Source organism: Leifsonia soli, from assembly GCF_013408745.1.
Classification (GTDB): Bacteria; Actinomycetota; Actinomycetes; order Actinomycetales; family Microbacteriaceae; genus Leifsonia; species Leifsonia soli.
Window position 1 is genome coordinate 2,902,745 of record NZ_JACCBJ010000001.1, and the last position, 21,310, is coordinate 2,924,054.

Genomic DNA, 21,310 nt, shown 5'->3' on the forward strand with positions numbered 1-21,310 from the left:
CCTAAGGTGCAGATCACGGAGTGAGCGGCGACAATCAACATCGCCACTCTTTCGGAGGGGCCGCCGGGCAATCATGGAAATAGGTTGCTCGGGGTGAGGTCACAGTGGGTAGCGTGAGGGCTTATCAGTCCGCCAGAGGGCGTCGTTATCGGGCCCGCTGGCGAGACATGTCCGGCCGTCAACGGGAGAAGCGCGGCTTCCGCACCAGGCGGGAAGCAAGGCTTTACGTTGCCGCCGCCGAGGTGACAATCGCCCAAACGCGCAAGCAGATCCCGCCAGAAGCGACCGTCACAGTCGGTCACTTGTCCCAAGACTGGCTTGCAAACAGGGAGGTGGTGTTGAAGCCTTCGAGCTTTGCGCCACTGCGAACCGCCTGGAGGGTCTATGTCGAACCGAAGTGGGGTGGCGTCCCGATTGGTGCGATTTTGCCGTCGGAGGTCGAAACGTGGGTTCGGGAGCTTGTTCAGGGAGTCGCCAACACGGCTCGTATTCGCCGAACCACCCCGGAACGTCCGTGTTCCCCGAGCGTAGTGATACGAGCGGTAGGAGTTCTCGCGGGCATTCTCGACATGGCTGTCAGGGATGGTCGTATCTCGAGGAACCCAGCGCGATCGGTCACGAACTTGCCACGCAAACGATGGACACCACGCCACCGATACCTGACCAACCAGGAAGTCTTCCGGTTGGCGCAAGCCGCTCCCGATGAACCGAGGCGAACACTGATCCTGACACTGGCCTACACCGGCATCAGATGGGGCGAGGCGGTGGGATTGAGGGTTGACGATCTTGACTTGGTCAGGCGCCGCCTCGTTATTCGTCGTGCTGTGACCGAGGTAGAAGGAGCCATGTATGTTGATGTGCCCAAGAGCTGGCAAGCACGTTCCGTTCCGTTCCCTGATTTCCTCATGCAGCCGTTGCAGACGCTCGTCAACACCCGAGACGGTGATGAGTTGCTCTTCAAGTCCTCAGCTGGCGGGATACTTGCCCGTCCAGACACGGCGCAAAATCGACATTCATGGTGGTCGACCGCGGTACGCGACGCCGGATTAGACCACCTGACACCTCACTCGCTCAGACACACCGCGGCGAGCCTTGCCGTAAGCGCTGGCGCCAACGTCAAAGTGCTCCAGCGGATGCTCGGGCACAAATCAGCGGCAATGACTCTAGACACATACGCCGACCTTTTCGAGGACGACCTCGACAACGTGGCGGAGCGTTTGAATGAGCGGGCGACGGCAGAGGTTGACGCCCGGTACTTGGCACAGTTGACGAGGACGTCCCGAAAGAAGCTGATCCGCGACTGATCGGTATACTCGTCTAGCCGGCCTCTGTAGCTCAATGGAAGAGCAGTTCCGTCCTAAGGAAACGGTTGGGGGTTCGAGTCCCTTCAGGGGCACTTAGGTGTCCGAGTGCCGGGCGCCCACGTCGCACATATTGGGCACCGGTCCTTTACAGTTGTAGCTCCGCTATTCCACAATCGGCAAGAATCGCCCCTCACCGTCCAGGCAGGCGAGAATGTCTCGATGAGGGACATCGTCGACAGCGAAACGATAGCGGCGGGTCAACAGATTTCGCATGATGCCCTCTCCCCTCTTCTCGGGACGGCTACGAAGTTTCCAGGTACCCGCAATCACTGCTGTCTGGATAGCCAGGTTGACTTCAATTTCCCGTAGAAAGACGTCCACGGGAACAGGGGAATCCGTGTTTCCCTCCGGCCTCATCGCGATCTGTCGCAATTGCGCCGGGGCGAGATTGCGGATGTTGGCACCGCTTTGTCGCAGCCTCCAATTCAGTCCAACATTCACGAACGCAACGATGAACTGCCAATCTAACCAGCCTTCCCCACGCAATTGCAGGAAGCGGTCGAGGCCCCGGGGATCGGCGAAGAAGCTCGCGAGCGAAACCTTCCAAGCTTCCGCAGCACGATACCGCTGCTCAATAAGGGTGAGCGCCTCCGCTCGGTCGTACCCTCGTCCGAGGCGGGTGGAGGCAACTAATGCCACGTGGGCTGTAGGGGCAAAATCAGACGAAGACGCGGGGCGCGTTGCCGCGGCGCACCGCTCGTAATGTTCGGTCGACAAGAAGTCTGCGACTTCATAGTACGGACGGCCGACAACCACCTTGTGCGAGATGCCATCTCGCATAAGGTTCTCGAGTAACTCGGCAAGCTCGTCGTTCGGCCGGGCGTGGACCTCTTGTAGAAGTTGCATGCTGCCGGCAACAAGGAACGGCACGAGCTCGTCGAAGTCGGCCATTGCGCTAACTATGGTGACCCGCATATCGGCGCTATCACCTTCCGGCTCGACGACGGACGTTCCAGATGCAATGACATCGATATGAACACGCACCGTGTCTTCGACTATGACCGGGTCGTACCGTGCGGCGTCGGCGATGAACACTTGAAACGCTGCCACGAACCCTTCCGCGCTCAGGACGGTCGTCCTGTCTGCGTCGAAGGTGAAGACCCACCGGACTCCAAGTGCGGCGAAATCGATGACGCGGTTCGGCCCCAAGTCAGATAGCACCGGCCCTCTGAACTGTCCTCTCGCCAGTTCCTGAAACGCCCCCTCATCAAACGGCATCTCATTCCCGGGCTGGCTGGCGTCCTCCACCATTTGTTCGTAAAGGCCGGTATTCGGGTGCTCTGCCTCAAAGAGAGGTTCAAGATCGGGCCAGAACTTGCGCACGGCTAGATATTGCATAAGTTCATTGAGTTCGTGCGTTCCGAGCTCGGGATACTTGTCGATGTCGAACGGGTCTGTGGCCAGAGATGCCTGAGCGAGTAGAGCAACCTCCGTTAGACCAGCTGCATCGATCCAGCTGCCTGCTAGCTGAGCTGCTCTAGCTGAATCTAATAGCGCCTTCGGCAACTGCGCCTTGGTGTCCGCGTCGGTGCTCAAATTGGCGAACATGGCGGCAGCGGAGGCGTACATCTTGGCTGCATAAGTGAGACCGAGATCGCGGTAGAGATGCCCTATGAACCGAGTCACCAAAACCGCGCCATAGATCAAATCGCCGTGGAACCACCGCACCTTTGCGTCGTGAAGTTCGCCTAGCGCCGCCAACGGTTGTCCAGCTTCGACAAATGCGATCGCCCGGTCGCGGCAGCGTTGAGCTATTGCCGCATCACCGTGCACGGCGGCCACTGCCCCGTCTAATGCGTCCCGCACTTTCGTATAACGAGGATCGGATGCCAAAGCTGGCGTAAAGAGGGTGAATATTCGTGCAATGCTGCTGACTGAATATGCGCGGGCGCGCGGAAGCAGGTCTACTAGCTGATCGAGGTACGCCATAACCGAGTTCAGGTCGAAAAGCCCCGACTCCGCCGCGCTCGACGTATCAACTTTGGCGTCGACCAGGGAAACACCAGCGAGCCTGTCCCTCTCGACTTTTGTCGGACTGTACCCTCCGCCTTCAGCTTGCTCGACCTTGGGCGTGAGCATCAGGTAGGCCATCGTTCCGGTTAATGTTGCTGCACGGACTGGGTATTCGGACGAATTTGTCGTCTCCAACTCAGCGGTTAAATGTGCGATGAGCTTCGCCCGCGCTTCCGCTATCTCTGGCGCAGATGCCGAGGACACGCCGGCGAACCACATGTTGCCCCAGTAGGACACCAGGGTGGCGCAGTCCTCCAAGATGTCCGCTCGAGCGCTGGAACAGGCAATGCCAATCGCTCGACGCACCAAGTCGTCGGTAGCTTCACCCAGACCTCGGAAGCGCGCAACAGATATCTCGTAGCATGCTCGGAAGACCAGGTCTGAGCTGAGCTCATCTCGGAGAAACGCGCTCATGAAGTCGGCCCACTCTGGCAGATCGCTGTTGGCTGCCGCGTCCCAGGTGGCGAACCGAATTCCCTCGGTAATCTCTCCCTGCGTCGCGGGTGTCAGCGCGGCAGGACCGTGGTTACTGCGCAAGCCGTCCAGCACCGTGGCATACCACTCCGGAACAGCGACCCCTTCTGGATCAGGCACCATAACCGCCGGTACTTCTAGGTAGTGCTGCGCTATCCAAACAAGATCCGGTTCAGCGAGCAGAGTCGCGATTTTCGCCCCACTGAAAATGTCCAAGGTTACGCCGTATTGGTCGCGAGCAATCCGCTGGAGGTCGTGCGACGTGGCCTCGGGAATCGAGCTGACGCTGAAGAACGCAACGATATCCACGGGCGCGGCACCAGGACCGCAGATGCCTTCCAGATCTGCCAAGACCTTCGCCCTGAGTCCGGTGCGCTGCACCGTGCACGCTATAACGACAGGCGACGTGGATGCGGACGCTGCGAACCCTGCCGCATTGGGAAACTCGTCAGGAATCCGTGTTGTGTACGACTCGCCGTCGCGCTGCTGATCGCCGCCGGCGCTAACTGGGCCGTTGGATACGAGGATGTTCGAACTGATTCTCTTACGCGCGATCCGTGTAGCGATCTCCTCGAATTTGTGGTGCTCATTCCGTTCGCTCAGCTGTCCGAGTCGAAACGCGATGAAGGACTCTAGTTCAGGTGTCAACTCGCTCACACTGCAAGTATCCAGGTTTGGATGCCCGAATCCGTTTTCAGCTGAAGTGATCCGGTAGGGGCCGGGTGCGTGCATCCCGGTGCGCAATTGTGAGGATGGTCGGGCTCGGCAGATGGCTGGCCGAGAGAGGCCCTCTTCAGCCGTTCGGCCAGCTCCGCTGGCCCTGACGCCGTGGCCTTTCGCAATGCGTGTGGTCCATTAAGCGAACAGTCAAGGCGAGAAGAGACGATCAGGTGGCGTCACGAGCAAGAAATGTCCGTGGTCGCTGACATGCTGAGCGAGACGAGAGCATCCAGCTGCGGGGGGACCGGACGACGTGAGCCGAATCACTGGCGAGCTTGCTCGAGTTGCGGCCGCGTTTGAGCAGCCGACGCTGTCGTTGCTGAACCAGCGGCAAGCACCCGTGGTAGTGGCCATTCTGAACGCCTGCTTCTCGCGTGAGACCCGGTCGGTTCCGACAGCGCGGCTCCACGTCGAAGTTGAAGGTCTGATCGCCGAAATGGCGACCTCGGGGCTCGCTGACGTCCCCTCCGGCTCAGGCCGTGAGGTGTGCCTGCGCTGGACGAGGGCCCAGTGGCTTATCCGGTCGACCGCCGCAGATGGCAGCGAAGTCTATTCGCTCACCTCGCATGCCCAGCAGTCGCTCGACTTCATCGCGAATCTCCGCCAGGAGCGCACGGGCCTGAGCGAGCATCGCATCGCGAACATCGTGGCGACAGCCAGGCGGATCAACCGGGAGAGCAACCCCGACCGGCAGTCCCGGATCGCGATCCTGGACGCGGAGATCATGCAGCTGATGGTCGAGCGCGATCGGCTCGAGGCTGGCGGCGAGATGCAGGCCATGACCGAAGACCGCATGCTCGAAGGCTTCGACGAGCTGCTCTCGCTCGTCTCCCAGCTGCCGTCCGACTTCACCCGGGTCGAAGAAGCCTTCCGCCAGGTCCGCGGGGAGATCCTGGAGGACTTCCGCGCAGAACGTCGTGTTCCGGGCGAGGTGATCGATCGCTATCTCGAGCGCGTCGACCAGCTGATCACTGCCACCGCCGAGGGACGGGCGTTCGAAGGCGCCTTCGCGCTCCTCCGCGACGATGACCTGCTCGACCAACTCCGGAAGGACGTGGGCGACCTGATCGAGCAGGGCGAGTCCTTCCTGATGGACCGAGACCGGCAGGAGCTGCGCGGGATCGTGCCGCTCTTGAGGCAGGGCCTGGACTCCGTCCTGGACCAGCGGAGTCGGATCACCGATGTGCTTCGGACCTACATCACCACTCGGGACGCAGCTAAGGACCGCGAGCTCGACCGTGTTCTGCGGTCGCTGGAAGGCGCCGTCTCCACCTGGCTCGCGACGGCCGGTGTGCGTGAGACCGTGCCGGTGAGCCTGTTGCCCGATGAGCTCGAAGTGACGCATCTGCGCGAACGGTTCCACGATCCCTCCGACGACGTCCCTCTCCCGCAGATTCCGGAAGCGGATGAAGAGCTGCCTGATGCTCTTTCGCTCGACGAGCTGCGCCGCTTCGGCGGCCCCCGCATGGCCGAGCTGCACGCGGTGCTCGAAGAGGCGAAGGGTCGTCCGGGCGGTTGGAGCCTGGGCGAGCTGTTCTCCGAACTGCCTAACGAGCTTCGCCGGCCGGTAGACGTGCTCGGGCTGCTGCATCTGGCGACCAACAGCGACGAGCTGACTCGGGCACCGGATCAGACCGAGACCTACTTCACGATCCGTCCCGACGGATCGACCCGTATCCTCACTGTCCCGCAGTTCGCGCCGGACAACGGCCCCGACGAGGAGGAGCTGTGACGTTCATCGAGCAAGAGCCGCAAAAGATCGAGGAAGAGCCGGAGTGGGACTCTGACGAGATGCCCACTGAGACGGAGGCCGATGCCGAAGCGGCGCCAACCACTCATTCCCTGTTCGACGGCGACGAGGGCGGGCTTGAGCTCGACGAGCGCAAGGCTCTCGTGGTGCTGCTGAAGAACAGGTTCATAACCTCGGACAGCCACCCTCCGGAGTGGCGGGCAATCGTGAAGTCCAGGAAGGCGATCGCGGAGAGGTTGAACGACCTCTTCCTCGAGCTCGTGATCAGCCTGGACCGCGAGGTCGCCTACAAGCGCCCCATCTCTGGCAGCCGTGAGTTTCCCACCCTGCTGCACGACACCCGCTGGCCGCGGGAGGAGACCGCTCTGCTGGTCTACCTCCGAGTCCGGGCGCGGAACGAGCAGGCTCGTGGGGAAGCGCACGCACGGGTTAGTCGTGCCGAGATGCTCGAGTACCTCCAGGAGAACCGGCCGGAGTCAGCTACCGACCGCGTCTCCGACGACGGCAGGGGGGAGCGTGCGATTGGCGCGCTCAAGACCGCGGGGTTGTTGGTCAAGACCGACGAGGACGGCGTGTTCCGGATCTCACCGGCCATCGAGCCGATGCTTCCGGTGACGGCGCTGAACAACCTTCTGGCGTGGCTTAAAGTGCGCACGGCGTCCGAGTCCGACAGCGAGCCCGAATCGACGACAGAGGAGTCCGAATGAGCCTCATTGAGCAGATCTCCGCGCTGATCGAGACGCCCGAGCTGCAGTGGCGCGCAGAGACAATGCAGGTGGTGAACTGGGGCGGCTTCCACGGTCACGCCAGCGCCACATTCGGTCCCGGTGTGACGCTGTTCAGCGGACAGTCCGGTGCGGGCAAGAGCACCTTCATGGATGCTGAAATCGCTCTGATGATGCCGCCGAACGTCGCCTTCAACGGAGCATCCAACGACTCGGGCGGAGGGCGCGCTCGCTCCAGCGACCAGCGGAATCTGCTGAGCTACCTGCGCGGCAAACTCGACGACACCCTCGAGGAAGGCGAGGTCGTCGACGCCACCCTCCGCGGCCGCGGCGAGCCCACCTGGGGCGCGGTGGCGATGACCTTCATCAGCGAGGCCGGCGAACGGTTCACGGCCATGCGGGCGTACTACGTGCCTATTCGTGCATCGCGATCGGCCGAGATCAGCATGCGGATGATCACCATCAACGACGCCTTCGACCTGCGGGATCTGAAGGAGTTCGCCCGGATCGGCGACAACCACTTCCCGCCGCGGGAGCTGAAGGCTGTGTGGCCGGAGATGCGCACCTACGACTCGTACAGCTCGTTCGCACAGGCGCTGTTCGTCAAGCTCGGCATCGGCGCGGGCGGAGATGGCGCGAAAGCCCTGCGGTTGCTGGCGCGCATCCAGGCCAGTGAGGACATCCCGACGGTCGACCGGCTCTACAAGGAGCTCGTGATCGAGAAGCCAGACTCCTACGACAAGGCGGATGCGGCGATCGAACACTTCGACCGGCTGGAAGACGTCTACCAGGAGATGTTGACCGCCCAGGCCCGCGCGGACCTCCTCGGGCCCATCACGAGCGCCCACGAAGCACTCGACCGGGCGCAGAAGGCGATCGAGACGGACGACGAGCTCGGGTCGCTGGACGCGGAGACCACGCCGGCGGGGCTGTGGCGGCTGCATCGCCACAGCGGAATCCTCAGCAGGTCCGTCGATGCCAACCGCACGGCAACACGCGGAGCCCGGACCGAGTGGGCGACGCTCATTGAACGCGAGCAGGCGCTCAAGAGCCGGCTGGAAGCGGCCAAGAAGGCGCACAACGACCAGGGCGGCGGCCTGCTGAGCGAGCTCGGCATTCAGATCGCGGGCGCGGAAGGTCGCATGCACTCCCGCGAGGAACGGCGCGCCCGGCTCGTCACCGCAACGACGATCTTGAACACGCGGCTGGCCACCCAAGCCGAGTTCGAGCAAGTCCAAGAGGACGCCCGCGGCTTCATGGCGGCGTACCCCGATGAACACCAGCGGTTGAGCGCCGAGCGCGACGAGGTTCTCTCGCGCCGCTGGCCCGTCCAGAACAGGCTGAAGGAGATCCGGGCGGAACTAGAGTCCCTCCAAACTCGCGCGGGCCGCATTGACCATTATCTGCACGACATGCGCCAGGCGGCCGCCGAGGCATCGGGGCTTGCCATCTCCGACCTGCCCTTCGTCGCCGAGTTGATCGATGTGATGCCCGACGAGGAGTACTGGCGCACCGCGATCGAGACGGCCCTGTACAGCGGCGCCCGGCGCATGCTGGTCCCGTTGGAGCACCTCGAGCACTTCTCCCGCGCCATCGACCCACTGCACCTCAAGGGGCGACTCCACTTCGAGGGCGTGCCCCGGTCGCAAGGTCAGCGACAGCCGATCTTCGAGCCGGATCACATCGCGGGCAAGCTGCTCTTCAAGGAGTCCCCGTACCAGTCGTGGGTGACCGAGTACGTGTCGCATCCCTCACGCGACGCACTGTGCGTCGCGGGGCCGGACCAGCTGAATGGCGAAGATCTCCGCATCACGGCAGCCGGCCAGACCCGGCGCGGCAGGGGCGGCAGTCACGGTCGGCAGTCCGGGCGAAACGTCATCGGCTTCGACAACGCCGACCTTCGCGAAGAGCTGACGCAGGAGAAGGAGAGCCTGAAGGCGCAGCTGGAGTCGACCGACGACGAAGCCAATCAGATCGCCAAGGCCATCTCCATCCTCGGAGCGAAGAAGGACGCCCACGCCCTCATCGCCAACGAGTCCTGGCCGGATCTGGACGTGGCCTCTGCCGTCGCCGAGAGGGACGACCTGGTCCGCCGCCGAGACGAGATCCGCAACAACAACGACGTGCTCGCCGCGCTCGACCTTGAGATCGAGACGCTCGACGACGAACTCGAAGACGTCCAGCGTGAGCGCCATGATCGCGAGACGGTGATCAAGGGCCTGGAGAGCGAGCACAGCGGTTTGGTCGAGGCGGAGGATCGGATCAACCCCGTGCTCGAAAGGATCGAGAACGAAGGCGTTCTCGTCCTGCGCGACGAGCTCGCCGAGGACCTGAACAATCTGTGGGCGCAGGTTCTCCTCGACGAGGCTGAGACCCCGGAGTCGTTCAGTCGGAACCTCAACCGGCTGCGCGCCGAGCTGCAGAAGCGCGCGACGGAAGCCCGCGAGGAGGTGACCCGCCTCACCCAGCAGATCGAGGCGACCTTCAAGCGGTACCTGACGCAGTGGGATGACTCGAATCTCGGCACGACGATCGACTTCTACGATGACTATGCCGGCATACTCGAGGAGATCCTGAGGTCAGGGCTGCACGAGCGCCGCGACGAGTGGCGCAGGCGCTTGCTGGTTTGGAGCGGACAGCACCTGCAGCAGCTGGCGACCGCATTGACGGCCGCCATCGAGGAGATCGAGGACCGCCTCGACCCGATCAACCAGATCCTGCGCGACTTGCCGTTCGGACCCACCAACGACCGCCTCTTCATCGACCTGCGTCGGCTGCAGCCCGATGCCGTGGTGAAGTTCCGCAAGGAGCTCGCCCAGCACGCGCGCATGGCTACCACGGGCCTCGACAACGATCAGTTGGAGCAGGCTTTCAAGGAGCTGCGCCGGTTCATGGCCCAGCTCCGACGCAAGGACGACATTCGGCTTCCGCGCGAGCTCGTGGAGGTCGTTGACCGCGACCGGTTGCTCGACGTTCGTCGCCACGTCGAGATCACCGCCCAGCGCCGTAACCTGGATGGCGAACCGCTCAGCATCTACCGATCGCTGCAGGGCAAGAGCGGCGGCGAGATGCAGGAGCTGATCGCGTTCATCGTCGGCAGCGCCCTGCGCTTCCAGCTCGGGGACCAACAACGCGAACGGCCCCGGTTCGCTCCTGTCTTCCTCGACGAGGGGTTCATCAAGGCGGACGGCCAGTTCACCTCGCGAGCCGTCCAGGCCTGGCGGGGGCTGGGCTTCCAGCTAATCATCGGCGCTCCGGTCGACAAAGCCCCAGCACTCGAGCCCCACGCGGATGTCATCGTGGAGATCGCGAAGAACCTCAGCACCCACCGGTCCTACGTGCTGGAGATACGCGGTGTGGATCAGAACAGCAACGCATGAAGCGACCCGCAGACATCGTCCGCGAGATCGAGCGCCGGCTTAGGCAGACGTGGGCGCAGACCGTCACCGGTGAGGCGGCGAAGGCCGTGTGGCCGCACCGGTTCTCGCTCTCCTCCGCATCCTCAACCGCCATCGAGGCGGACTTCACCACCGTGGTGAACCTCACTGCGGACTGGCGTGATTGGGCTCGCGGATTCGACGTGGAGCTTGTGAACCGCACCAGACGCATCGGTGCAGTCTCCCACTCGATTCCCTCGCACCTAGTCGTCCCCTCGATCGACGAGGCAGCACGCATCTGCGGCGGGGAGTGGCCCAGGCGCCTGCAGCAGGGTCTGAACCGGCTGAAGGGGCTGCCAGACCGCTTCCCCGCGCTGACCGAGGTGTCTGAATTCTTGAAGGCGACAGACCATTTTAGCGACGTCGATTTCGAGCTGCTTCTGAGAGCCGGCGCGTGGTTCTCCACGAATTCCGCTGCGGGGCTCACCCCACGTCAGGTGCCACTGGAAGGTTTCCACGCCAAGTGGCTGAATACCCGGCAGCACCTCGTGGCAGAGCTCGCCGGAAAACCGGACCTCGGTCTCATGCGGAACCACGCGCCGAGGATCCACTTCAGCTATCTCGACCCCGACCACTTGGCACGGGGAGGACGGAAGCACGACACTGCCAGCGTCGGAGACCGTTTCGCTCTGGCGTACCTGCCCGAAGTGGTGATCATCTCCGAGAACAAGGACACCGCCGTGAACTTTCCTGAAGTCGCAGGCGCCATTAGCGTCGAAGGGGTAGGCAAGGGAGGGCGCACGTTCGCGTCCTTCGAGTGGCTCGTTGACGCGCCAGTCCTAATCTACTGGGGAGACATGGACGCGGACGGGCTGGAGATTCTCGACGGCTTCCGCGCGGCTGGCGTCCCCGCGCGTTCTATTTTGATGGACCCGGATTCGTTCACTCGTTGGGAGGCCTACGGCACGACAGTTGACCAACTCGGTGCACCTCTGGAGGCGCGGGAGCCTCGTTCTGTGCCCAATCTCACCGACGATGAGCGCGCGCTTTATCTCGACCTTGTGCATCCCGGGTGGTCCCGTGTTCGCCGCATCGAGCAGGAGAGAATCCCCCTTAGCGTCGCCCTTGCCGCTCTGGAGCGCGCAGCCCGCGGGCGAAGCTGACGCTTCTCCCCCTTTCGCGTGTTGCTGACCCTAACGGTGCCACGGCTCTGCAGAAGACCGAGCAATCCTCCGCCAAGGTTGCGGCACGAGGCGATCGCGGTGACGCGGAGAACCCACGTTGCACGGCCCGGACATTACCGATTCAGCTATTGAGAGCAATCACCCGATCGAGCGCTTGGCATATCCGGCTGAACGGCGCGCCCGTCTCGCCGACTAGGACCTTGTCGGTTGCTTCAAAGACCCAGCTATCGTTGAAGCTGCCTCTTCCTTCCGAGTAGCCCCACCCTTCGTTGACGGTATAGAGCTTGCCATCGAATCCCATTACAACCGTCCCCATCACGTTCGTCCAGCTCTTGTAGTCGCTATCGTTGGGCTTCGAGTTCACGTAGGAGACTTTCCCTTTAATCAGGACCCAGCCGAGCGTGTAGTCCTTTCCCATTGGTTGGATCGTCTCTTGCGCAGTTGGATTCTCCCGGAGCAGAGCGAAGGCTTGCTCGGCCTTCCGGTGCATCTCAGAGGCGGTGGCCATTTCTAGTCCCTTACCGCCCCGCAGCCCTCACATCGCCATTTGCCGGTGTCGTCCTTCTCGCATTCGCCACCGCAGTCGTGACACTTCATTGACCCTCCTCGTTTGGGTTATTGGAGACTAGCTGAGAATCTCTCATCTTCATAGGTTGCTCTCCGAAATTGTCCGAGAACGGCATCACACGCCATTGGGCTGGACCGTGCGTCGTCCGCATCTGACACCACCCACGATGTCTGGCTGCCCAACTCACAGGTCAAGTCGTTCGAGAATCTCGGCGCCGCAGCCGCTCCGCCAGTCGAAATTGCCCGTAACGATGCGGGAACGGTCGATGCCCGCCGGCGATATTCGAGAAGGCCAGGGAGAGGTGGCCATGGCACTAGCTGCACCGCATCGCGACGCGAGTGCAAGCCAAAGGCTGTTTGTGCAGCTTGATGCCGCCTTTGACAAGCCGGGGGTTGCGCCCCGCAGTGCGCCGCGCTAACGTACAACCAAATGGTTGTAGATGAGTTGACGGATGCTGAGGTCGATCGCATCTTCCAGGCACTGGCGGATGCGACCCGACGGGATATCGTCGCGCGGTCGCTGCAGGGCGAGCACTCGGTCAGCGAGCTCGCCCGACGATACGACATGAGCTTCGCCGCCGTGCAGAAGCACGTCGCCGTGCTCGAGCGGGCGGGACTCGTCCGCAAGCAGGCCCGCGGACGCGAGCGCGTCGTCTCGGGAGACCTGGAGACGATCCGGCGTGCGTCCCGGCTGCTCGACGCCTACGAGGAGATCTGGCGCCGTCGCGATCGCGCCATCGACGGCATCCTCGCCGAGGAGGCCAGAACCACGCCGAGCACCACCGAACCAGAGAGGAACGAGCGATGACCTTCATCGAGTCGAACAAGGACGTGGATGCGCTGACGCTCACGTTCGTCACCGAGTACGACGCCCCGCCGGAGCGCGTGTGGCAGCTGTGGTCCGACCCGCGCCAGCTGGAGCGGTGGTGGGGACCGCCGACCTGGCCTGCCACGTTCGAGGTGTTCGAGTTCGAGCCGGCGGGACGGGCGTCCTACTACATGACCGGGCCCGACGGCACGAAAGCCCATGGCTGGTGGCGGTTCGTCGAGATCGAGCCGCCGGTCCGGCTCTCGCTGGACGACGGCTTCGCCGACGACGACGGCAACCCGGCGCCCGGGGAGCCCGTCCGCATGACGACCACGCTCGAGGAGCGTGACGGACGCACCCGCATGACGCAGCTCACCCGATTCGTCAGCACGAAGCAGCTGGACGAGATGGTGGCCATGGGCATGGAGCAGGGCATGCGCGAGGCCGTCGCCCAGATCGACGACCTCCTCGCCGCCGACGTCACCCGCTGACCGCACCCCTCCCGACCCTCCGCCCCTCCGTCGAGTACGCACAAATTGCACGCCCAGGGCATCGCGGGCGTGCAATTTGTGCGTACTCGACGGGGGGCGGAGAGGAGCCAGAGACGGAATGCCCCGCGAGTCAGGGAGCGTCGAGGAAGGCGAGGAGGTGCGGCAGCGTGCGGCGGAGCGGGCCCGGGTCGCCCGCGGCGGCGAGACGCTCGCCCAGGTAGTCGCCGTGGATGCCGGGGACGATGAGGAGGCGCGCGTCCGGCAGCAGGGACGCCAGCTCGACGAAGTGTTCCGCCCGCACCACGTCACGATCCGCACCAACCACGAGCGTGGGCGCCGACACGGAGGCGAGGAGCGCGTCGGGGAAGTCCTGGAACCCGAGCATGAGCTCGCGGTCGAGGTCGAACATCCGCCGCGCATGCTCGGGGTCGCGGCTGACCGCGAGGTCGGCCTCCCGGTACGGCGCGGGCAGATCGTCGAACGTCCCGGCGGCGAGCCCGTCCCAGAAGCCGTCCACCATCCCGGCTCGATGCACCGGGGCCGAGGCCGCGATCAGCCGCCGCACCGCGGACGGATGCCGCGCCGCCAGCTGCAGAGCGACCTGGCCGCCGTTGCTGAAGCCCAGCACATCCACCGGGCCCAGGCGGAGCTCGTCCAGCACGGCCGCGACGTCATCCGCCGAGCCTTCGAAGCTCGCCGGACGGCCACCCGAGGTCGTCCGGCCGTGCCCCTGCAGCTCGACCGCGAGCACCGATCGCGTCGGCGCGAGCAGCGGCAGCAGCATCCCCCAGTTCGACTCGATCGTGGAACCGCCGCCGTGGATCAGCAGGAGAGGTGGATGCGGCGAGTCGGGGTCGCCATGCCATTCGCGATACAGGGGGATGCGTTCCACGCCCGCAGGCTAGCGGAGCGGCATCGAGGTGTCGAGGACTCCGCCCGGTGCGACCGTGTCCACCACGGCATCCCCCGCCTGGCCGTAGCGGGCGGCGCCGATCGCCACGTCCGCGGCGATCCGCTGACGCTTGCGCACGTCGGCCGTCGTCCTGCACGGAGAACCGCAGCCGCAGATTCGTACCGCGGAACGCACTCCCACGAGAGCGGCCTAGAGTAATGCGTGTATGGCTGAGTATCCTCCCGCATCCCTCTCCGACCAGCCCGAGCCCGTCGTCGTCACCCGCGACCCCGGCCCTGGCGCGCCCCGGTTCGCTCGCGACGACATCGTGCAGCGCAAGGGGCTCTTCACGCTGGTCTCCGGCCCCTTCACGCCGCGGGAGTCCATGATCGAAGACCTCCTCGCCGTGCGCGACGCGCTCGACGAGGCCGGTCTCGAGTACCTGCTCGTCCGCGACGACGACAACCGCCTGATCGTCGCGCTCGACCGCCGGCGCCGCAAGGAGGTGTCGGCGGTGCTCGCGGCCGCGTTCGCCGACGAGCCCTTCTACTCGCGCAGCATCGACCCCGAGAGGGATGAGCACGGAGACGACCTGCTCATCGCCGACGGCCGGCTCTCCCGCCGCAAAGCCGACATCCTGCGCCTGTACCGCCCGCGGCTGGAGCCCATCGGCCGGCTGCGGTACGGCGCCGAGACCGCGTTCCAGCTCGAGTTCTGGCGGTTCGGCGACGACGAGATCACCGCGCCCCGCGAGAACGCCCTGATGCGGCCGCGCCTTCCCCGCAGCGAGGCGGTCGAGGCGGAGGTGGAGCTGTACGGGCGGCGCTGGCGCACCCTCCAGCACATGTTCGACCCGCTGGCGAGCGACATCGCGTTCGACGTCGACATCGTGTTCTCGTGGGTCGACGGCTCCAGCGCCGAGTACCAGCGACAGCGCGCGGCGCGGATGGCGGCGTACGTGGTCGGGGAGGGCGACGACAACGAGGCCCGCTTCCGGCAGATCGACGAGCTCAAGTACGCGCTGCGCAGCGTCCACATGTTCGCGCCGTGGATCCGGAACATCTACATCGCGACCGACTCCCCGGTGCCGCCGTGGCTCGACCCGGAGCACCCGCGCATCCACATCATGCGGAGCGAGGACTTCTTCGCCGACCCGTCGACGCTGCCCACGCACAACTCGCACGCGGTGGAGAGCCAACTGCACCACATCCCGGGGCTGTCGGAGCATTTCCTCTACAGCAACGACGACATGTTCATCGGCCGGCCGCTGTCGCCCGATGTGTTCTTCTCGCCCGGCGGCATCACCAAGTTCGTCGAGGCCGGAACGCGCATCGGGCTCGGCGAGACCGACCCGACGCGCAGCGGCTTCGAGAACGCCGCGCGCGTGAACCGCCGCCTGCTCTGGGAGCGGTTCGGCACCGTGACGACACGGCACCTGGAGCACTGCGCCGCCCCGCTGCGCATCAGCGTGCTGCGGGAGATGGAGCGCGAGTTCGCCGAGGACTTCCGGCGCACCGCGGCGAGCCCCTTCCGTTCGGCGACCGACATCTCCGTCACGAACTCGCTGTACCACTACTACGCGCTCATGACCGGGCGGGCGGTGACGCAGACGCAGGCGAAGGTGCTCTACATCGAGACGACGCTGCGGCAGGCGCCCGACATGATGCGGCGGCTGCTCAAGCGGCGCGACCAGGACATGTTCTGTCTCAACGACGGCTCGAAGCCCGAGATCAGCCCCGAGGAGCGGACGCGGATCGTGACCGACTTCCTCGAGCGCTACTTCCCGTTCCCGGCCCCCTGGGAGCGCCCCGCGCGCTGACCCCCGCCGCCGTGGCGCGCTCATTGCGACGCAAATCTTCGTCATGGCGCGCTCATAGCGACGATTTGCGCCAAATCTTGGCCGGGGGAGGGGGTCAGGCGAGGACGCTGATGGGCTCGGTGGGGGTCTCGCGACGCGGCGCCGGAGGGATGCGGATGCCGTCGGCGGCCAGGCGCCGGGCCGACTCCTCCGCATCCACGTAGTCGAGCGTCGGGTAGTGCCCGAGCGGCACAACCGAGTGCAGGACGGTGTTCGGGTAGACGTGCACCAGGTTGAAGGCGAGCGCCCCATCCCGCCCGCGCGTGCCTCCGACCGGCACGTTGAGGTCCTGGGTGTAGCAGCTCGCCGACGACACCGATACGGGGATGCCCGCGAACGTCGCGGTCGACGAGTAGTGCAGGTGCCCGGCCAGGATGCTGCGCACATCGCTGCCCTCCAGCACCTCGCGCAGCTGCGACTGGTCGCGCAGCTCCACGGAGACGGCGAGGTCGAGCACGCTCGGGATGGGCGGGTGGTGCATCGCGAGGACGGTGCCCTCGGGCGCCGCCATCGCCAGCTCGGCGGCCAGCCAGTCCAGCTGCGACTCGCTGACGTCGCCGTAGTGGTGCCCGGGAACGGTGGAGTCGAGGACGATGACGCGGAGTCCGCCGAGCCAGTACACGTCGTCGATCGGCGACGTGTCGCCGAGCTCGTCGCGCAGACCCCGGCGGAACGATGCACGATCGTCGTGGTTGCCCATCACCCAGATGACGCGGGCGCCCATCCGCTCGGCGGCCGGGTCGACCAGCGCGCGCAGTCGCGCGTACGCGTCGGGCTGGCCGCGGTCGGCGAGGTCGCCGGTGAAGACGATCGCCTCGGGTCGCCCGCCCGACGCCTCCACCTCCGCGAGGAGGGCACGGAGGTGCTGTTCGCTGTCGACGGTGCCATAGAGCTGTTCGCCTCCCGCCAGCAGATGGGTATCGCTGATGTGGAGGAGGAAGTGGTCCGGCCGCGGGTATTCCGCGATTCGCGTCTTCACGGGGCTATCACACCACTTCCAACTGAACGGGTCGTGAACGCTCGCGGTGTGCCGCCTGGATCCGCCGACACGGATCTCAGGCCGGATCCTCCGCGACCGCGCGCAGAAATTCACCCCAGGGTGAATTCAGGTATACCCAGGGGGCCGGGCGCGGAGTTACAGTTCAGCATGAGCATGCAGCGGACGGGGGCCCGCAACCGGTCATTGGAGCCCCATCGTCAAGATGATTTCGTCGCTGTCCCCTACCTGCGACAGGGCCAGCTGATCTCCCTGATCCGGTGGTCGCTCGTCGGGGGTGAGTGGAAGTACACCACCATCCTCGCCGAGTACCTCCATCGCGACGAAGGGTCGTGGTATCTCGTGATCAACGGCAGCCGCGCCCGGCTCGACCGCTCCGAGTGGGCGATCTTCAACTAGGCGACCTCCCCGGGAGCGTACTGTTCCCGGTGTGACACAGACCGAGAGGCGGGAGCGGTCGGCCCAGCCGGAGCACCGCTGGCCCGCCGTGATCGCCACGCTCGTCGCCCTGGCGGCGTACGCGTTCCTCCCCAGCGTCGTCCCCCTGCTGGAGCGGTACGCCGTCGTCGGGGTGTGCCTGCTGATGGTGGTCGCCCTCGTTCTCTACAACCCGCATCGGCTCACCCGGGAGTCGCGGTGGTCGCGCCGGGCCGAGATCGCGCTGGCGATCTTCATCCTGGTCGCCAACCAGATCGCGTTCGCGGAGACCGTGGTCCGGCTGCTGAACAAGCACGGCAACGGGTATGAGCTGCTGCTCGCGTCGCTGCAGGTGTGGCTGACCAATGTGATCGCGTTCGCGCTGGTGTTCTGGGTGCTCGACCGCGGCGGCCCGATCGCACGGGCCACCGTCCCCCGGCCGAAGCTGGCACTGGCGGACTTCCGCTTCCCCCAGGACGAGGACCACGACGCCGTCGACGAGGTGGCACGCGGATCCAGCAAGCAGGCCGACTGGGTGCCGAACTACATCGACTACTTCTACTTCTCGCTGTCGAACTCGATGGCGTTCAGCCCGACGGACACCATGCCGCTGACCCACCGCGCGAAGCTGCTGATGTCGCTGGAGTCGTTCGCCGGATTCTCGCTGCTCGCGCTCGTGATCGCGCGGGCCGTCTCGCTGATCGGCTGAGGTCAGAGGCGGCGCCAGTCGTCGGAGGTCAGGTGGGATCCGGCCTGCGGGCCCATCTGCAGCATCCCGCCGTCGACCGCCCACGAGGCTCCGGTGACGTACGACGCGGCAGGCGACGCCAGGAACGCGATCACCGCGGCGATCTCCCGGGCGTCGCCGGGGCGGCCGAGCGGGACGCCGGGGCGGTGGACCTCGCGCGGGTCCTCGTCCTCCGCGTCGTTCATCGGCGTCGAGATCTCCCCCGGCGCGACGGCGTTCGCGGTGATGCCGTACTCGCCGAGCTCCAGCGCCAGCGTCTTGAGCAGGCCGCCGAGGCCGTGCTTCGCCGCGTCGTAGGCGGCCGAGCCGACACGCGGCTGGTGCTCGTGGACGCTCGTGACGCCGATGATGCGGCCGCCGCGTCCCGCATCCACCATCCGTCGGGCCATGCGCTGGATGCAGACGAAGGCGCCGTCGAGGTCGGCACACACCGTCTTCCGCCACGTCTCCCAGTCGGTCTCGAAGAAGGGGGTTCCGCCGTTCAGGCCGGCGTTGTTGACGAAGACGTCGCAGCCGCCGAGTTCGTCGGCCATGCGGTCCACGACGTCGCCGCAGGCCGGGGCGTCGGTGGTGTCGAGCTGCGCGACGACGGCACGAAGACCGGCCTCGCGGACGAGGCGCGCGGTCTCCTCCGCGCCCTCCTCGTCGGAGTGCCAGGTGATGCCGACGTCCATGCCCGCCCGGGCGAGGGCGATCGCGGTCGCCCGCCCGATGCCGGAGTCGGAGCCGGTGACGATGGCGGTGCGCGGGTCGGTGAGTTCCGGATACGAGTGATCAGCCATGCCCGGAACGGTGCACCCCATGCCGGGCGCGCGCAAGGGGTGGTAGTCGTGGAGCATGACGATCTCCGCAGTGCTCTTCGACGTCGACGGGACCCTCGTCGACTCCAACTTCCTCCACGTCGACGCGTGGAGTCGCGCGTTCGCCGACATGGGCACTCCGGTGGATTCGTGGCGCATCCACCGCGCCATCGGGCAGGACTCGGCGAAGCTGCTGGAGGAGCTCGTCGGCGACCGCGACGACGACTGGATCGGCCGGTCGAAGGACCTGCACTCGCGGTACTACCGCGAGCAGGCCGGGCGGCTGCGGGCGTTCGACGGGGCGGCCGATCTGCTGCGCGAGCTCTCGTCCCGCGGCATCCGGGTGGTGCTCGCGACCTCCGCCCCGGAGGACGAGCTGGAACTGCTGATGGACGTGCTGGATGCGGGGGACGCCATCCACGCCACCACCAACGCCGACGACGTGGCGACGGCCAAGCCGGAACCCGGGATCATCGAGGTCGCGCTGGAGCGTGCGGGAAGCGCACCTTCCGATGCGCTCTTCGTCGGCGACTCCGTCTGGGACATGATGGCCGCGGCACGGGCGCACGTCCGGTCCGCCGGCCTGCTGTCGGGCGGCGTCGGGCCCTCCGAGCTGCTGGAGGCGGGGGCGGTGTCGGTGTTCGACGATCCCGCCGACCTGCTCGCCCGGATCGACGGCGTGCTCAGCGGGGGACGCTCCGCCTGAGAGGGCGGCCGCCGAGATCCCTCTTGCCAACCGCGGGCGCTGGGCGTTCCATAGGTGCCGACGAGTCCGACGAGAGGAGTCGCCATGTCGGCGAGCGAGCTCGAGATGTCCAGCGTGCGGTATCCGTACCGGGGACGCATCTTCCACGTGGAGAAGAAGGCCGCGGGGGTGTGGGTCGTCCTCGACGAGTCGCACGCGGAACTGGGGACCCTGGTCCGCGTCGCGGTCGAAGGCGAGGAGCACGAGCCGGTCTTCGGCGCGGTGCCTCCCGGGTACACGGAGACGCTGCACGAAGGGTCCGACTGGAGGATGCTCGTCGCCTCCCTCATCAACGAGTCGCTGGACGCCGAGACCGCCGCGACAGGCAACCAGGGGGAAGCATGACGGTCCGGCTCAACCACGCGGCGCTCGAGCACGCCAGGAAGCTGGTCGAGCAGGGCGCGGTCGTCCACGACGAGCGCGACGACTGGAGCGAGCACGCCCCCAGCGCCGACGACGAGAACCGTTACGTCGAGAAGAACGGCTGGGACGACTACGCCCTCTGGCATCTCGGCGAGGACCCGGACAAGAGCGAAGAGACGAAGGGGCGCTTCAGCTTCCCGTACGGCGACTTCGCGAGGGTGCACCGCTGCGCTGTGATCTCGCTGGAGAGCCGCGCCGCCCAGAACGACCACGACGACCTCGCCCGCGAGGCCAAGCGGCTGCTGGAGCTGATCGACGGAGAGTAGGCGACGCGACGGGCTACGATTGCCCGGATGAACGCGACGCTGCGCACGACACTCGGCTGGGTCGCCGCCGTGGCGCTCAACGTCGGCGCGCTGCTCGTCGTGGTCGGCCTGCTGCTGCCGAGGACCGGCGGCGATGCCCCGGTGCTCGGCGTCGGCGTCGGGATGTGCGTCGTGGGGCTGGTCGCCGGTGCCTGCTGGCTGGCCGGGCGGCCGCGCGTCTGAACGTGAGCAGCCCCGCCCTGGGATGAGGAGGGCGGGGCCGGTCGGGTACCGGCGGGGAGCCGGTGGCTGGATGCGGCGGATCAGTCCGGGGGCTCGACGTTCCCCACGAGGTCCGGGTTGGACGGCCGGTCGGCCGGATCGAAGTCGGCGGGCGGCGGCTCGGCCTGGTCGGTTCCGCCGCCGGCGGGCGTCACATCCTCTGCCCCCTCCGGTGCGACTCCCGTCTCGTGCGGTTCGGAGACGTCTCCGGACGGGCCGGGCTGCGTCCCGGCGGGCTCGGCTGCCTGGGCGTCACGCTCGGCGTCGCCGCCCTGGCCCTGCTCGAAGCGCTCGGGCTTGTCCTCGGCCGGAACGCCCTCGGCGTCCGTGTTCGGCAGTCCGCTGGTGTCGCTCATGCTTCGCTCCTTCCCGGGCGCCTCACGGCTTGCCCTCTTCGCTGTACGAGGCGGCGGAGTCCCCGTCGTCGTCT

General features: G+C 66.0%; 21 protein-coding genes, 1 tRNA gene and 1 pseudogene. 16 read left to right on the plus strand and 7 right to left on the minus strand.

Going from position 1 to position 21,310, the window contains the following annotated elements; translation table 11 throughout:
• The first annotated feature begins 113 nt into the window (after positions 1-113).
• On the plus strand, positions 114-1,304 hold the full coding sequence (locus BJ963_RS13965) for a tyrosine-type recombinase/integrase (protein ID WP_343037287.1): 1,191 nt from the start codon (positions 114-116) through the stop codon (positions 1,302-1,304).
• A gap of 20 nt (positions 1,305-1,324) precedes the next feature.
• Positions 1,325-1,396 (plus strand) — tRNA-Arg (locus BJ963_RS13970).
• Between the two features lie 70 nt (positions 1,397-1,466).
• Here BJ963_RS13970 and BJ963_RS13975 read toward each other — a convergent pair.
• Positions 1,467-4,508: a hypothetical protein gene (locus BJ963_RS13975; RefSeq protein ID WP_179457249.1), complete on the minus strand. Its 3,042-nt coding sequence runs from the start codon at positions 4,506-4,508 to the stop codon at positions 1,467-1,469.
• A gap of 316 nt (positions 4,509-4,824) precedes the next feature.
• On the opposite strand from BJ963_RS13975, the gene BJ963_RS13980 reads away from it, so the two are divergent.
• The 5 genes and pseudogenes from BJ963_RS13980 to BJ963_RS13995 all read left to right on the plus strand — a co-directional run bounded on the left by BJ963_RS13980 (position 4,825) and on the right by BJ963_RS13995 (position 11,586).
• Entirely contained in the window at positions 4,825-6,303 is a 1,479-nt protein-coding gene (locus BJ963_RS13980; protein ID WP_179457250.1) for a DUF3375 family protein, read from the plus strand.
• On the plus strand, positions 6,300-7,028 hold the full coding sequence (locus BJ963_RS13985) for a DUF4194 domain-containing protein (RefSeq protein ID WP_179457251.1): 729 nt from the start codon (positions 6,300-6,302) through the stop codon (positions 7,026-7,028). The genes BJ963_RS13980 and BJ963_RS13985 overlap by 4 nt, the downstream gene beginning before the upstream one ends.
• A 62-nt stretch (positions 7,029-7,090) precedes the next feature.
• Positions 7,091-7,246: pseudogene (locus BJ963_RS19610) on the plus strand (ATP-binding protein); the annotation flags it as partial.
• Between the two features lie 156 nt (positions 7,247-7,402).
• The gene (locus tag BJ963_RS13990) at positions 7,403-10,426 is read left to right on the plus strand and encodes an ATP-binding protein (protein WP_246298068.1); all 3,024 of its coding nucleotides are present in this window, start codon (positions 7,403-7,405) and stop codon (positions 10,424-10,426) included.
• Positions 10,423-11,586 (plus strand): Wadjet anti-phage system protein JetD domain-containing protein, encoded by a 1,164-nt coding sequence (locus BJ963_RS13995; RefSeq protein WP_179457253.1) that lies wholly within the window; start codon positions 10,423-10,425, stop codon positions 11,584-11,586. The genes BJ963_RS13990 and BJ963_RS13995 overlap by 4 nt, the downstream gene beginning before the upstream one ends.
• Before the next feature lie 142 nt (positions 11,587-11,728).
• Here BJ963_RS13995 and BJ963_RS14000 read toward each other — a convergent pair whose 3' ends face one another.
• Complete coding sequence (locus BJ963_RS14000) at positions 11,729-12,115, minus strand: hypothetical protein (RefSeq protein WP_179457254.1); 387 nt, start codon at positions 12,113-12,115, stop codon at positions 11,729-11,731.
• Positions 12,116-12,604: 489 nt separating this feature from the next.
• Between BJ963_RS14000 and BJ963_RS14005 the strand changes: the two genes are divergently transcribed.
• Positions 12,605-12,982: an ArsR/SmtB family transcription factor gene (locus BJ963_RS14005; protein ID WP_179457255.1), complete on the plus strand. Its 378-nt coding sequence runs from the start codon at positions 12,605-12,607 to the stop codon at positions 12,980-12,982.
• A complete protein-coding gene (locus BJ963_RS14010; protein WP_179457256.1) occupies positions 12,979-13,473 on the plus strand; it encodes an SRPBCC family protein in 495 nt (164 codons plus the stop codon). The genes BJ963_RS14005 and BJ963_RS14010 overlap by 4 nt, the downstream gene beginning before the upstream one ends.
• 130 nt (positions 13,474-13,603) lie before the next feature.
• Here BJ963_RS14010 and BJ963_RS14015 read toward each other — a convergent pair whose 3' ends face one another.
• Both BJ963_RS14015 and BJ963_RS19435 read right to left on the minus strand, forming a co-directional pair.
• Positions 13,604-14,365 carry an alpha/beta fold hydrolase gene (locus tag BJ963_RS14015; RefSeq protein ID WP_179457257.1) on the minus strand — a complete coding sequence of 254 codons (762 nt, stop codon included), beginning with the start codon at positions 14,363-14,365 and terminating at the stop codon, positions 13,604-13,606.
• A gap of 9 nt (positions 14,366-14,374) precedes the next feature.
• The gene (locus BJ963_RS19435) at positions 14,375-14,503 is read right to left on the minus strand and encodes a hypothetical protein (RefSeq protein ID WP_281363855.1); all 129 of its coding nucleotides are present in this window, start codon (positions 14,501-14,503) and stop codon (positions 14,375-14,377) included.
• A gap of 88 nt (positions 14,504-14,591) precedes the next feature.
• On the opposite strand from BJ963_RS19435, the gene BJ963_RS14020 reads away from it, so the two are divergent.
• Entirely contained in the window at positions 14,592-16,184 is a 1,593-nt protein-coding gene (locus BJ963_RS14020) for a stealth family protein (protein ID WP_089916361.1), read from the plus strand.
• A 94-nt stretch (positions 16,185-16,278) separates the two neighbouring features.
• Here BJ963_RS14020 and BJ963_RS14025 read toward each other — a convergent pair whose 3' ends face one another.
• On the minus strand, positions 16,279-17,202 hold the full coding sequence (locus tag BJ963_RS14025; RefSeq protein WP_179457258.1) for a metallophosphoesterase: 924 nt from the start codon (positions 17,200-17,202) through the stop codon (positions 16,279-16,281).
• A 168-nt stretch (positions 17,203-17,370) separates the two neighbouring features.
• Here BJ963_RS14025 and BJ963_RS14030 point away from each other — a divergent pair, with 168 nt between their 5' ends.
• Both BJ963_RS14030 and BJ963_RS14035 read left to right on the plus strand, forming a co-directional pair.
• Positions 17,371-17,619 (plus strand): hypothetical protein, encoded by a 249-nt coding sequence (locus BJ963_RS14030; protein ID WP_089916356.1) that lies wholly within the window; start codon positions 17,371-17,373, stop codon positions 17,617-17,619.
• Between the two features lie 31 nt (positions 17,620-17,650).
• Positions 17,651-18,346, plus strand: coding sequence for a hypothetical protein (locus BJ963_RS14035; protein ID WP_089916353.1), 696 nt, complete (start codon positions 17,651-17,653; stop codon positions 18,344-18,346).
• A 2-nt stretch (positions 18,347-18,348) separates the two neighbouring features.
• Here BJ963_RS14035 and BJ963_RS14040 read toward each other — a convergent pair whose 3' ends face one another.
• Positions 18,349-19,167, minus strand: coding sequence for an SDR family oxidoreductase (locus BJ963_RS14040; protein ID WP_179457259.1), 819 nt, complete (start codon positions 19,165-19,167; stop codon positions 18,349-18,351).
• Between the two features lie 55 nt (positions 19,168-19,222).
• Between BJ963_RS14040 and BJ963_RS14045 the strand changes: the two genes are divergently transcribed.
• The 4 genes from BJ963_RS14045 (at position 19,223) to BJ963_RS14060 (ending at position 20,841) form a co-directional block, all read left to right on the plus strand.
• Positions 19,223-19,891, plus strand: a complete 669-nt coding sequence (locus BJ963_RS14045; protein WP_179457260.1) for an HAD family hydrolase — start codon at positions 19,223-19,225, stop codon at positions 19,889-19,891.
• An 84-nt stretch (positions 19,892-19,975) separates the two neighbouring features.
• Positions 19,976-20,275 carry a hypothetical protein gene (locus BJ963_RS14050; RefSeq protein ID WP_089916348.1) on the plus strand — a complete coding sequence of 100 codons (300 nt, stop codon included), beginning with the start codon at positions 19,976-19,978 and terminating at the stop codon, positions 20,273-20,275.
• Positions 20,272-20,619: a hypothetical protein gene (locus tag BJ963_RS14055; protein ID WP_179457261.1), complete on the plus strand. Its 348-nt coding sequence runs from the start codon at positions 20,272-20,274 to the stop codon at positions 20,617-20,619. Before BJ963_RS14050 ends, BJ963_RS14055 begins: the two co-directional genes overlap by 4 nt.
• Positions 20,620-20,646: 27 nt before the next feature.
• Positions 20,647-20,841, plus strand: coding sequence for a hypothetical protein (locus tag BJ963_RS14060; protein ID WP_089916342.1), 195 nt, complete (start codon positions 20,647-20,649; stop codon positions 20,839-20,841).
• A gap of 80 nt (positions 20,842-20,921) precedes the next feature.
• On the opposite strand, the gene BJ963_RS14065 is transcribed toward BJ963_RS14060, so the two are convergent.
• On the minus strand, positions 20,922-21,236 hold the full coding sequence (locus tag BJ963_RS14065) for a hypothetical protein (RefSeq protein WP_179457262.1): 315 nt from the start codon (positions 21,234-21,236) through the stop codon (positions 20,922-20,924).
• Between the last annotated feature and the right edge of the window lie 74 nt (positions 21,237-21,310).